We start from the raw sequence: 12,825 nt of genomic DNA on the forward strand, positions 1-12,825 counted from the left end.
CATGTTTCTCGTCACGGGCGCCACCGGCAATATCGGCGCCGCACTCACCGCCGCCCTCACCGCGGCGGGTGCGCCGGTGCGCGCCCTGGTCCGCGATCCGCAGCGCGCCCGCCTCCCGGCGGGCGCGCACGCGGTTGCCGGGGATCTCGCCGCACCGGACACGCTCGCCGACGCCTTCGACGGTGTGGATGCCGCGTTCATCCTGCCGGGCTATCCGGGAGTCGTTGCGGCGGCGGCGAAATCCGGCGTCCGGCACATCGTGCAACTGTCGGGGACCTCGGCGGCCACGGGCAACACCGGCAACGCGATCACCCGCTACATGGCGGCCTCCGAACGGGAAGTGATCGAGTCCGGACTGTCGTGGACCATCCTGCGTCCCTCGGCGTTCATGTCCAACGCGCTGCGCTGGCTGCCGCAGCTGCGGGCCGGTGACGTGGTGCGCGCGCAGTTCCCGACGGTGCCGCTCGCCGTCGTCGACCCCGCCGATCTGGCGGCGGTCGCGATGGCCGCCCTGGTGTCCGACGCCCACCACGGCGACATCCTCTGGCCCACCGGGCCACAGGCGCTGCGGCCCGCCGAACAGATCGCGATGCTGGGCCGCGCCCTGTCGCGCGATCTGCGCTGCGTCGAGCTGAGCGACGACGAGACCCGCGCGGAACTGCTGGAGACCACGCCACCGGAGTACGTCGACGCCTTCTTCGACTTCTACGTCGACGGCGCCATCGACGAATCGGTCGTGCGCGACACCGTCGAGCGCGTCACCGGTAACCCGCCCCGCACCTTCACCGAATGGGCGACCGTCCACGCCGACCTGTTCCGCTGACCACCGCGGACGCGCTCCCGGGCTACGGCAGCTCGACCGAAAGCTGGTGGTGGAAGCGGTCTTCCGGATCCCACCGCGCCTTCACCCGCTGCAGCCGGGGATAACTCGCGCCGTAGTAGAAGGCGTGCCAGGGCAGTCCGGAGCCGTTCCACTGCGGGTCGGCGAGATCGGGATCCGGATAGTTGATGTAGCTGCCGCCGTTGCGGTCGTCGGGCACCGGCACCCCGCCGGTACCGGCGTAGAGATCGCGGTACATTTCCCGCGCCCACCCGATGTGGCGGGCGTCGTCCTCGGGCAGCCGCCAGGCCGCGTGGATGAGCATCTTCATGAAGCAGTCGCGCGCGGGCATGGCCGTGGCGTCGGGCGCGACGGCGTTGATCGCGCCGCCGAACGGCAGGAACTCGAGCACCGATTCGTCGTCGGGGCGCAGTTCGGCCATGCGGCGGTAGCAGATTCGCAGCTGCTCGGGCGAATAGGGCCGCCGCAGATAGGCCGCCTTGATCTTCACCCGCGGCGGCATCGGCGCCTTGGCGTAGTAGACCCGATCCACGGTGCCCGCATACGAATCCCGGGCGGGCGGCATCAGCAACGGTCCGGGAACGACACCCGCCCCGAGCCGGGCGACGAATTCGTCCACCCGCGCCTGGGCGTCGGGCTGCGTGGCATCCATCAGGACGAGCACCTCGGTGGACCCGTCGGCGATCGGATGCACGCTCAACGGCGCGTACAGGCCCGCGAACCGGTTGCCGGGTTCGCGGTGGCGCGCAAAGAAATCCAGGTAGTTGCCGAGGAACCGCAGGAACGACTCCTCGGTGGTGAAGGGCAGCACCAGCCGCGCCGACAGCATCTGGGAGGGTGGCCTCGGCAGCGCCGTGCGCGGATCACCGCCGTCGGATTCGGGTGAGCGCAGCAGAAACCGGGTCACCACACCGAAATTGCCGCCACCCCCGCCGGTGTGTGCCCACCACAGGTCCCGGTGCGGGCCCTCCCTGGTCGCGACGACCACCGACGCATCGCCGGTGACGACCTCCACCCCGTACAGGTGGTCGGCGACCAGCCCGTGCCGGCGCGACAGCGGCCCGTAACCGCCGCCGCTGACATGTCCGCCCGCGCCCACCCCCTTGCAGATGCCGCCCGGAACGGTCACGCCCCACCGGCCCAGCTGTTCGTACACTGTGCTCAGCTCGGCCCCGGCGGCCACCGAGAACGCGCGATACCGCTCGTCCCACCGGATTTCGGTCATCCGTTCCAGATCGATCAGGGCCCGCGACCTCGCATTGTCGACGAAATCGTCGAAACAGTGCCCGCCGGAACGCACCCCGATCGGCAGCCGCTCCTGCACCGCCCGCGCCACCGCATCGCGCACCTCGCTCGTCGTGCCGGGCACGTGAATCCGCCGGGGCTGCGCCACGAATCGGCGGTTGTATCCGCGCAGGGTCAGCCGCGCATAGTCGGCCTCCCCCGGCGTCACCACCCCCGCTTCGGCCGCCGCCACCACCGGTCGCCCGAGCACCGCCGCCGCACCACCGGCGACCGCGGAAGCCAGCAATCCTCGACGCGACAACGGCACCTGCTACACCCCTCACTCGTCGGCTTTCGGGCCACGTACACCACATCGACGGTAGCCCTCGAGTAGCGGAATCACGTGAAGCGCACGCCGTCAGGACTCTCGATCCTCGAAGTGGTGCACCCACTGGCGGTTCCCCGTGTGGCGCAGTCGAAACCGGACCGCACCCGGCGTATCGCAGCATTCGCTGCAGAGTTGCGCTGGATGCCGAGGGCTGATGATTACGGCCGAAAACGTGCCGGAAATCGGGGTGGGAGGTCGACGACCGTCCTACTGCCCCACGCGCTCCCAGCCGCGCGGGGGCTTGTGGGTGCCCAGCGATTCGTCGCGGCTGCGGTACACGATGTAGGGGCGGGTCAGGTAGCCGACGGGCGCGGACCACACGTGCACCAACCGGCTGAACGGCCAGAAGGCGAACAGCGCGCAGGCGGCCAGGGCATGCAGTTGGAAACCCAGCGGCGCGTGCACCATCAGCTCGGGCTCGGGGTTGAAGTAGAAGATCGACCGGAACCACGGCGACACGTCCTGCCGGTAATCGTGCTCGCGGCCGGACAGCGTGTAGAACAGTGTCGTGCCGAGCCCGAGGGCGAGGGTGAGACCGAGCAGCACGTACATGACCTTGTCGTTGCGGGTCGTCGCCGAGAACACCGGTCCGACCGTGCGCCGCCGGTAGATCAGGATCGCCAGGCCCGCGACGGCCGCGATCCCGGCGACGGTGCCCAGCGCGAACGACACCGCGTGATAGGTGCCCTCGCTCACCCCGATCGCCTCGGTCCACGACTCCGGGATCACCAGCCCCAGCACATGCCCGAGGAACACGAACACGATCCCGTAGTGGAACAGCGGACTGCCCAGCCGCAGCAGCCGGTTCTCGTAGAGCTGCGAGGAGCGGGTGGTCCAGCCGAACTTGTCGTAGCGGTAGCGCCAGACGTGCCCGACCAGGCAGATCCCCAGCGCCGCATACGGTACGACGCTCCACAGCAGAATATCCTTGGCGCTCAGCGTCATCGACGGCCTCCGATCGGTTCCCCCATATAGGACGGCGGTGCGAACGGTTCCAGCCCGACCTCCTCACCGGGCGGCCCCTCGGCGATCAGGCGGGCCAGCGCGTCGCGGTCGCTGCCGTGCAGCGGCGGCAATGTCGCACTCACCGAATCCAGGACGCCCGCCCACGGCGAGCCCGCCTCGCGCAGCCCGAGCCGCATGAGCTCCACGCCCACCCGGTACTCGACCAGCAGCCCGTGTCCCGCATCGGTGTTCGCGGCGGCGAACTCCAGCACTACGGCGAGGTGGTCGGGCAGTTCCTCGTCGCCGAGGGCCAGTCCCGCCGCCTTGTAGACCTGTTTGAACCGCAGCAGCGCCATCCCGCGCTTGCGGGTGTCGCCGTAGAGGAAGTAGGTCAGGTAGGGGCTGAACCGCTTGCGATGGTCGAAGGTGTCGACGTATTCGGTGGCCAGCGCGAGCGGTTCGGTGCGGTCGAGGTAATCCAGCACCGACCGCAAGGGTGCACCGACTGCCTTCGGCAGGGCACCGGCCGCTCGCCGCAGCAACGCGCGCCGGCCGAGCAGGACCTCGTCCGGATATCCCAGCAGCAGCGACTGCACCTGCCACGCCGCCGCGCGGTCCCCCGCACTCGGGCTCATTTGCGGTGCTTCCCTTCGGTCTTGGGCGGCAGCAGCCCTTCCGGGTGGCCGCGCCCGTCCCAGTTGAGCAGGTTGATGCGCGACGATTTACCCGCGGGCGCGGCGGCGGTATCGCTGGTCTGCCGGTCGCGCAGCATCTGGAAGTTCTCCACCGCAACAGGTGTCACGTGACCGGAGCTCTCGCCGAACGGGCCCCACCCCTCCATACCCGGCCCGCCGTCGTAGTCGAGGCTGCATCCGGTGGCCGATTCCTCCAGCCCCCGGGCCTGTTCGGCGTGCGCGGCGGGAATGACGTAGCGCTCCTCGTACTTCGCCAGCGCCAGCAGCCGGTACATGTCGTAGAGCTGCTCCTCGGTCATGCCGACCCGCTCGGCGATCTCGGGGCGGGTAGCGCGGCCGAGATTGATATCGCGCATGTAGCTGCGCATCCCGGCCAGCGTGCGCAGCACCGCCTGCACCGGCGCCACATCGCCCGCGGTGAACAGCTCCGCCAGATATTCGACGGGGATCCGCAGCGCCTCGATGGCGGCGAACAGGTTGCCGTGGTCCTCGGCGTCGTGCCCGGTATCGCGCAGCACGTCCACCACCGGCGACAGCGGCGGGATGTACCAGACCATCGGCACCGTCCGGTACTCCGGATGCAGCGGCAACGCCACCCGATAGGTGTTGATCAGCGCGTACACCGGGGACCGCTGCGCGGCCTCGATCCAGTCGCGCGGAATACCGGCCCGTTCGCACTCGGCGACGACCTCCGGGTCGTGCGGATCGAGGAAGGCGTCTCGTTGCGCCGCATAGAGATCCTGCTCGTCCGGCGTCGCGGCGATGTCGAGGACCTTGTCGGCGTCGTAGAGCATCAGCCCGATGTAGCGCAGCCGCCCGACGCAGGTCTCCGCGCACACGGTCGGCAGTCCCACCTCCACGCGCGGGAAGCAGAACGTGCATTTCTCGGCCTTGCCGGTGCGGTGGTTGAAGAAGATCTTCTTGTACGGGCAGCCGGATACGCACATCCGCCAGCCGCGGCACTTGTCCTGATCGACCAGCACGATGCCGTCCTCGCTGCGCTTGTAGATCGCGCCGGACGGGCACGACGCCATGCACGACGGGTTGAGACAGTGCTCGCAGATGCGCGGCAGATAGAACATGAAGGTGTGCTCGAACTCGAACTTCACCTTGTCGGCGATGTCGGCGAGCAGCGGGTCCTTGCGCGCGAGATCCGGTGCGCCGCCGAGATCGTCGTCCCAGTTGGCCGACCAGGTGACCTTGGTGTCCTTACCGGTGATCAGCGACTTGGGCCGCGCCACCGGCGTGTGCTGCTGCACGGGCGCGCTGGTGAGGGTGTCGTAGTCGTAGGTCCACGGCTCGTAGTAGTCCGACAGCTCCGGCAGGATCGGGTTGTCGAAGATCGTGAACAGCTTGCGCCAGCGCCCGCCGCCGCGCAGCGTCAACCGGCCGCGCCGATCCAGGGTCCAGCCGCCGCGCCACCGCTTCTGATCCTCGTAGGTGCGCGGATAACCCTGTCCCGGACGGGTTTCCACATTGTTGAACCACACGTATTCGACGCCGGCGCGATTGGTCCAGGTCTGCTTGCAGGTCACCGAGCAGGTGTGGCAGCCGATGCACTTGTCGAGGTTCATCACCATCGCCATCTGCGCCATGGGTTTCATCGGTACCGCACCTCCTGGCCGCGGCGGCGGATCACGGTGATCTCGTCGCGCTGATTGCCGGTCGGGCCGAGATAGTTGAACGCGAACGACAGCTGCGCGTACCCGCCGATCAGATGGGTGGGCTTGATCAGCAGCCGGGTCAGCGAATTGTGGATACCGCCGCGCTGCCCGGACGTTTCGGCGATCGGCACGTCGATCACGCGATCCTGCGCGTGATGCATGTAGACGGTGCCCTCCGGCATCCGGTGCGAGACGATCGCCCGCGCCACCACGACACCGTTGCGGTTCACCGCCTCGATCCAATCATTGTCCGCGACACCGATTTTCGCGGCATCGAGATTCGACATCCAGATCGTGGGACCGCCCCGCGACAGGCTCAGCATGAACAGGTTGTCCTGATACTCGGAGTGGATCGACCACTTCGAGTGCGGTGTCAGATAGCGCAGCGTGAGGCCGTGCTCGCCGGTCGCACCGAGCACCGGCTCGGCGAACAGCGCGGCCATGTTCAGCGGCGGCCGGAACACCGGAAGCTGCTCGCCCACCTCCGCCATCCAGTCGTGGTCGAGATAGAAATGCTGGCGGCCGGTGAGGGTGTGCCACGGCTTGTGCCGCTCCACGTTCAGGGTGAACGGGGAATACCGCCGCCCGCCGGACTCCGAACCCGACCATTCCGGCGAGGTGATCACCGGAACCGGCGCGGCCTGCGTGTCCTGGAAGGTGACCCGCTTGCCCTCGTGTTCGGCGGCCAGATCGGCCAGCCGGGTTCCGGTGCGCTGCTCCAGCGTCCGGAACCCCTGCGTGGCGAGGCGGCCGTTGGTGGTGCCCGACAGCGCCAGGATCGCCTCGCAGGCATCGACATCGCGCACCAGCGACGGCCGCCCGTCCGCGGGCCCGCCGCGCACGGTACCGTTCTTCTCTGCCAGATACTCGATTTCGCGCCGCACGTCGAAGGTGACGCCCTTGGTGGTGGCGCCGAGGGTGTCCAGCAGCGGTCCCAGCGCCGCCATCTTCGCCGCCACCGCCGGATAGTCGCGTTCCACGGCGATCAGCTTCGGCATGGTCTTGCCCGGGATCGGTTCGCACTCACCGGCTTTCCAGTCCCGCACCACGCCGTGCGGGGTGGCCAGTTCGTCGGGGGTGTCGTGCAGCAGCGGCGCCGCGACCACGTCGGTGCGCTTGCCGAGATGGTCGAATGCCAGGCGGCTGAACGCCTTCCCGATGCTCTGGAACGCGTCCCAGTCGGTGCGGGCCTGCCAGGGCGGGGCGATGGCGGGCGAGAACGAGTGCACGAACGGATGCATATCGGTGGTCGACAGGTCGTACTTCTCGTACCAGGTCGCCGCGGGCAGCACCACATCCGAGTACAGGGTGGTGCTGGTCATCCGGAAGTCCAGGGTCAGCAGCAGATCCAGCTTCCCGGCCGGTGCCTCCTCGCGCCACTCCACGTCCTTGGGCCGGGCATTCGGCGGCGCCTGCTCCGCGCGCAGCGCCGAATTCGCGCCCAGCACATGTTTCAGGAAATACTCGTCGCCCTTCGCCGAGGAGCCCAGCAGATTCGACCGCCACACGCTGAGCACCCGCGGAAAGTTCTGCGGCGCATCGGGATCCTCGCACGCGAACCGCAGCCGCCCCAGCTTCAGCTCCGACACCACATAGTCGGCGACCGGCAGGCCCGCCTGCTCCGCCTCGTCGGCCAGGTCGAGGGGATTGCGGTCGAAACTCGGATACGACGGCATCCAGCCCAGCCGCGCCGACAGCGCGATCAGATCCGCTGTGGTGCGGCCCGACAGCTTCCCGCCCGCCCCCACGCCGGCGAGGGTGTCGGCGGTGAACGGGTCGTAGCGGAACTGATCGGAATGCAGATACCAGTAGGCGGTCTGGATCATCTGCCGCGGCGGCCGCGACCAGTCCAGCGCATTGGCGACCTGCGCCCAACCGGTGACCGGGCGGCACTTCTCCTGCCCGACGTAATGCGCCCAGCCGCCGCCGTTCACGCCCTGGCAGCCGGTCAGCGTGGTCAGCGCCAGAAAGGTGCGGTAGATGGCATCGGAGTGGAACCAGTGATTGGTGCCCGCGCCCAGGATGATCATCGACCGGCCCTCGGTTTCGGCCGCGTTGGCGGCGAATTCGCGGCCGATCCGCGCCGCCGCCGCGGCCGGCACCCCCGTGATCGTCTCCTGCCACGCGGGTGTTCCGGGCTGGACCGCGTCGTCGTAGCCGGTCGGCCACTGGCCCGGCAGACCCGGCCGGTGCACGCCGTACTGGGCCAGCATCAGGTCGTAGACGGTGGTGACCAGGTGCCCGCCGACGGTGCGCACGGGCACGCCGCGCCACAGCGGGTGCGCCGCGCCGTCGGGGGCGTCGAACCGCGACAGCTGGACGGCCACCGCGTCGCCGCCGTAGACGGTCAGCAGCGGATTGGCCTGTCCGAGTTCGAGATTCCACTTCCCGGCGCCCTCCTCGCCGTAGCGGAATCCGAGCGAACCGTTGGGTACCACCGGTTTTCCGTCGTCGTCGAGGACCACGGTCTTGAACTCGGCGTTCGGTTCGCCCGCGTGGTCGGCGAGATCGGCCGCGGTGAGGAACTTTCCGGGCCGATAGCCCTCACCCTCGGCGTCGAGCCGCACCAGGAAGGGCAGATCGGTGAAGCGCTTCACGTAGTCCCGGAAGTACGGTTCGGCCTTGTCGACGAAGAACTCCCGCAGGATCACATGCCCCATCGCCATCGCCAGCGCGCCGTCGGTGCCCGGATGCGGGGCCAGCCATTCGTCGGCGAATTTCACGTTGTCGGCGTAGTCGGGCGCGACGGCGATCACCTTCTGGCCGCGGTAGCGCGCCTCCGCCATCCAATGCGCGTCCGGCGTGCGGGTCACCGGCACGTTCGACCCCCACATGATCAAATAGCCCGCGTCCCACCAGTCCCCGGACTCCGGCACATCGGTCTGGTCGCCGAACACCTGCGGCGAGGCCACCGGCAGATCGGCGTACCAGTCGTAGAACGACAGCATCACCCCGCCCAGCAGCGACACGAACCGCGATCCGGCCGCGAACGACACCATCGACATCGCCGGAATCGGTGAGAAGCCCGCCACCCGGTCCGGGCCGTAGGTCTTGACCGTGTGCACATGCGCGGCGGCGATCAGCTCCACCGCCTCGTCCCAGGTCGCCCGGACCAGGCCGCCGCGGCCGCGCAGGCTCTTGTAGCGCCGCGCGGTCTCGGGATCCTCGACGATCGACGCCCACGCCGACACCGGATCCCCGGTGCGCGCCTTCGCTTCTCGATACAGTTCCAGCAACGTCCCGCGGATATACGGATAGCGCACCCGCGTGGGCGAATAGGTGTACCAGGAGAACGCCGCCCCGCGCGGGCAGCCGCGCGGCTCGTACTCCGGACGGTCCGGGCCCACCGAGGGATAGTCGGTCTGCTGGGTCTCCCAGGTGATGATGCCGTCCTTGACATACACCTTCCACGAACACGATCCGGTGCAGTTCACCCCGTGCGTCGAACGCACCACCTTGTCGTGCGACCAGCGATCCCGATAGAACTCGTCGGCCTGGCGTCCGCCGATCTGGTACAGCGTCCGCAGATCGGGCGACACATCCGTGCGGGTGAAGAATCGCCGCGTTCGGATCAGCGCATCGGTCAGTTCGCCATCCAGTTGCACCATGCGCACGCCTCCCTCGACAACTGTCGACCGGCGTCGCCGCGGTGGCGCGCGATCGACTCGCCAATCGCACGAACTCCCAGCACGTTACCTGCGATCACCCCCGCCGCACGGCATTTGTCGGATGAATTCGTGGCGAATGCCGCAAGTTAGCCGATTCTCGGTTCGGAACGCAGCAGTCCGCGTACCCCGACCGTCTCCCCCTGTGCCGCCGACCGATCCACACGCACCGAGGACTGAATCTCTATGGCGCCCAACCCGATCAGACCGACCCCCACCAGACCCGACAGCGCGCTCACCGTTTCGATCGGCCAGATCACCACGACCGCGGCCACCAGCAGCGTCAGCACGCCGTAGAACTCCTGGCGGCCACCGTGGGGCAGATCGTCGGACCACACCGCCACGATCGCCTGCACGATGCCGTGGATCGCCCAGCCCATGCCCACCCACAGCGCCAGCATCGCCGCCCAGTCCCCGCTCTGCAGACACCAGACCGCCAACAGCACCGCCAGCATCGCGGTGACGAATTCCAGCACCCGCAGCCCCATCGCGATGCGGGCGCGGAAGGCGATCGTCAACTGCCACAGCGCCGTCAGCAGCAGGCACAGGCCGAACAGCAGGCCCGCCACCTGCACCGATTTATCCGGCCACAGGAGAATGGTCACCCCCAGGATCACCGACGCGCAGCCGATCGTCAGCGCCGCCAGCCACGCGTCACCGGCGAAAACGTCGGTGCGCCCCGCTACTCGGAGAGTGGGCATAGCACAATGATATGGCCCGCACCCGCAATTAACCGTGGATTTGCGACAGAACGGCCGAGTCGGATCCATCGGGGGTGTCCCGAACGGAATTACGGCTATCGAATCGGGGTCTTTTTCGGGGTTCTGCCGGATGTGGCGGCGGCGGTCGCCACCCTAGGGTCGGCCCATGCGCTCGCTCCTGCTGCTCCTCGGATGTGTCGTGCTGGCCGTGGCCGGCTGTTCCGGGGATACCGGCGATCCCGGGCCCGCCCCAGCCGCCCGGACGGCGGCGGTGCGCGGCGACCTCGACGAGCTGCTGCGCATCGGGGCGGTGGGGGCGATCGCGACCCTCACCGAGAACGGCCGGACGACGACCGTGGCCGCCGGAACCGCCGATATCCGTACCGGGCAGCCGGTTTCGACCGATCGGCCGCAGCACGTCCGCGTCGGCAGCGTCGCCAAGACCTTCGTCGCGGCGATCGTGCTGCAGCTGGTCGACGCGGGCACGATCGCGCTCGACGAGCCGATCGACAGCTACCTTCCCGGGCTGCTCACCGGCGACGGCGTCGACGGGCGCGCCATCACGGTGCGGCAGCTGCTGCAGCACCGCAGCGGGCTGCCGGAACTCTCCGAGGATCCGCAGATCGAGGAATATCGGGCGGCGCAATCCGGCCGCACCTTTACCCCGGACGAAGAGATTGCCATCGCATTGCGGCGCCCGGCGAAATTCGCCCCCGGCAGCCGGTACGAGTACACCAATACCAATTTCATCGTCGCCGCGATGCTCATCGAGCGAATAACCGGACACTCCTACACCGACGAACTGCAGGCCCGAATTCTCACCCCGCTCGGGCTCACCGGCACCTACCTGCCCGCCGCCGGAGAGCTCGACCTGCGCGAGCCCCATCCGATCGGCTACTCCGATATCGACGGCCCGCACACCGATGTCACCCGGATCGAACCGTCGGTGCCCTGGGCGGCCGGCGCCCTGGTGTCCACCGGCGCGGACCTCAACCGGTTCTTCACGGCGCTGGAACGCGGTGAGGTGGTACCGCCCGCCCAGCTGCGCGAGATGCTCGACGGGGTGCCCATGGGCTCGAGCCTGTTCCAGAGCGGGCGGTACTACGGCCTCGGCCTCATGTACGGCGACCTGCCGTGCGGCGTCCGGTATCTCGGCCACGACGGCGGGATCGACGGCTTCATCGCCATCGCGGGCGCCACGTCCGACGGGCGTGCGGTCACAATCTCGGCAACGGGCAGTGTGGACGAGGACGGGGTCGATCCGCTGCGAATGCTCGGGCACGCGCTCTGCCCGTGACCGGTTACGGTGGTAGGCACAGCGTTTCGCACGGCCGCGGCACGTCGGAAGGACCTCCTCGTGACCAGTGTCTATCCACCCGGACCGCGGTTACCCCGAGCGGTCCAGACGATGCTGTACTCGCGTCGGCGCGGTATGTTCCTCACCGCCCAGGCGCGCCGGTACGGCGACGTGTTCACGCTGCGCATGGTGCCGCCGTACGCGGAACATCTGGTGGTGTTCTCCCGGCCCGAACACATTCGCGAGGTCTTCGCCGGCGACCCGGCGGATATGCATGCGGGCGAAGGTAACCGGGTGCTCGGGGCGATCATGGGCGAGCATTCGCTGCTGCTGACCGACGAGGCCGAACACGCCCGCGCCCGCCGCCTGCTCATGCCCGCCTTCACCGGATCCGCACTGCGCGGCTACCGCACCCTCGTCGAATCGATCGCGAAGGCGCAGGTCGACGGCTGGGTCTCCGGTGCCACGCTCACCACCCTGGACCGCATGAACGAACTCACCCTCGACGTGATCATGCAGGTGGTGTTCGGTGTGACCGACCGGCACCGGCGCGACGAGCTGGCGCCGCGGCTGCGCGGCATCCTCGACATCAGCCCGCTGGTGTTCTTCGCGTGGAAGTATCCGCGCCTGCAGCGATTCGGCCTATGGAAGCGTTTCCGCGAGAATCAGACCGCCATCGACGAGCTGCTCTACGGCGAAATCGCCCGCCGCCGAGCGCATCCCGATCTGGATCAGCGCGCCGATGTGCTGTCGCGGCTGCTGTCGGTCGGCTCCGGCGACGATCCGGCCGACACCCCGCTGACCGATGCGGAGCTGCGCGATCAGCTCGTCACGCTGCTGCTCGCCGGTCATGAAACCACCGCCTCGGCGCTGTCGTGGGCATTCCACGAACTGGCCGCCAATCCCGCGGTGCAGGACGTGTCTCGCCGCGCGGCCGCCGACGGCGACGACAAATACCTCGAGGCGGTGCTGAAGGAGGCGATGCGGCGGCATCCGGTGATCGGCGGGACGGTGCGCCGCCTGACCGCCGACCGCACCGTCTGCGGTCTCGACCTCCCCCGCGGCACCGTCGTATCCACCTCGATCGTGCTGGCGCATCAGCGGTCCGACAGCTACCCCGACGGCGACCAGTTCCGGCCCGAGCGCTTCCTCGACGGCAGCGTCGCCGCCCACACCTGGCTTCCGTTCGGGGGCGGTGTGCGCCGTTGCATCGGCGCCGGATTCTCCCTCATGGAGGGCACCACGGTCCTGCGCGAGGTCCTGACCCGCTACACCCTGGCGCTGCCACCCGGCACCACCGTCGAACCCGGCCGCATCCGCAACATCACCAATATCCCCGCCGCCGGCGGCCGAGTCGCCCTGACCGCCAACCAACTTCGACCCTGACGGCGCGGCAGCGGACGTT

9 protein-coding genes are annotated in these 12,825 nt (G+C 68.9%); 3 read left to right on the top strand and 6 right to left on the bottom strand.

Going from position 1 to position 12,825, the window contains the following annotated elements; all coding sequences use genetic code 11:
* Position 1: 1 nt before the first annotated feature.
* On the top strand, positions 2–823 hold the full coding sequence (locus NM1_RS22395; protein WP_068023025.1) for an NAD(P)H-binding protein: 822 nt from the start codon (positions 2–4) through the stop codon (positions 821–823).
* 22 nt (positions 824–845) lie between these two features.
* On the opposite strand, the gene NM1_RS22400 is transcribed toward NM1_RS22395, so the two are convergent.
* The 6 genes from NM1_RS22400 to NM1_RS22425 all read right to left on the bottom strand — a co-directional run bounded on the left by NM1_RS22400 (position 846) and on the right by NM1_RS22425 (position 10,123).
* Positions 846–2,393 carry an FAD-binding oxidoreductase gene (locus NM1_RS22400; protein WP_068023028.1) on the bottom strand — a complete coding sequence of 516 codons (1,548 nt, stop codon included), beginning with the start codon at positions 2,391–2,393 and terminating at the stop codon, positions 846–848.
* Between the two features lie 267 nt (positions 2,394–2,660).
* Complete coding sequence (narI, locus tag NM1_RS22405) at positions 2,661–3,392, bottom strand: respiratory nitrate reductase subunit gamma (RefSeq protein WP_211339311.1); 732 nt, start codon at positions 3,390–3,392, stop codon at positions 2,661–2,663.
* Positions 3,393–3,394: 2 nt separating this feature from the next.
* Positions 3,395–4,033 (bottom strand): nitrate reductase molybdenum cofactor assembly chaperone, encoded by a 639-nt coding sequence (gene narJ, locus NM1_RS22410; RefSeq protein WP_068023032.1) that lies wholly within the window; start codon positions 4,031–4,033, stop codon positions 3,395–3,397.
* Positions 4,030–5,697, bottom strand: coding sequence for a nitrate reductase subunit beta (narH, locus tag NM1_RS22415; protein ID WP_068023036.1), 1,668 nt, complete (start codon positions 5,695–5,697; stop codon positions 4,030–4,032). The genes narJ and narH overlap by 4 nt, the downstream gene beginning before the upstream one ends.
* A complete protein-coding gene (locus NM1_RS22420; RefSeq protein WP_084519910.1) occupies positions 5,694–9,365 on the bottom strand; it encodes a nitrate reductase subunit alpha in 3,672 nt (1,223 codons plus the stop codon). Before NM1_RS22420 ends, narH begins: the two co-directional genes overlap by 4 nt.
* Positions 9,366–9,511: 146 nt before the next feature.
* Positions 9,512–10,123, bottom strand: coding sequence for a DUF308 domain-containing protein (locus tag NM1_RS22425; RefSeq protein WP_068023037.1), 612 nt, complete (start codon positions 10,121–10,123; stop codon positions 9,512–9,514).
* Positions 10,124–10,289: 166 nt separating this feature from the next.
* On the opposite strand from NM1_RS22425, the gene NM1_RS22430 reads away from it, so the two are divergent.
* A complete protein-coding gene (locus tag NM1_RS22430) occupies positions 10,290–11,420 on the top strand; it encodes a serine hydrolase domain-containing protein (RefSeq protein WP_068023039.1) in 1,131 nt (376 codons plus the stop codon).
* Positions 11,421–11,480: 60 nt separating this feature from the next.
* The gene (locus tag NM1_RS22435) at positions 11,481–12,806 is read left to right on the top strand and encodes a cytochrome P450 (RefSeq protein WP_068023042.1); all 1,326 of its coding nucleotides are present in this window, start codon (positions 11,481–11,483) and stop codon (positions 12,804–12,806) included.
* Positions 12,807–12,825: the final 19 nt, after the last annotated feature.

Source organism: Nocardia mexicana NBRC 108244, assembly GCF_001613165.1.
GTDB classification, from domain to species: Bacteria; Actinomycetota; Actinomycetes; order Mycobacteriales; family Mycobacteriaceae; genus Nocardia; species Nocardia mexicana.

Coding starts and splice junctions, on each gene's coding strand:
- NM1_RS22395 (WP_068023025.1), top strand. CDS start 2: ATGTTTCTCGTCACGGGCGCCACCGGCAATATCGGCGCCGCACTCACC.
- narJ (WP_068023032.1), bottom strand. CDS start 4,033: ATGAGCCCGAGTGCGGGGGACCGCGCGGCGGCGTGGCAGGTGCAGTCG.
- narH (WP_068023036.1), bottom strand. CDS start 5,697: ATGAAACCCATGGCGCAGATGGCGATGGTGATGAACCTCGACAAGTGC.
- NM1_RS22420 (WP_084519910.1), bottom strand. CDS start 9,365: ATGGTGCAACTGGATGGCGAACTGACCGATGCGCTGATCCGAACGCGG.
- NM1_RS22425 (WP_068023037.1), bottom strand. CDS start 10,123: ATGCCCACTCTCCGAGTAGCGGGGCGCACCGACGTTTTCGCCGGTGAC.
- NM1_RS22430 (WP_068023039.1), top strand. CDS start 10,290: ATGCGCTCGCTCCTGCTGCTCCTCGGATGTGTCGTGCTGGCCGTGGCC.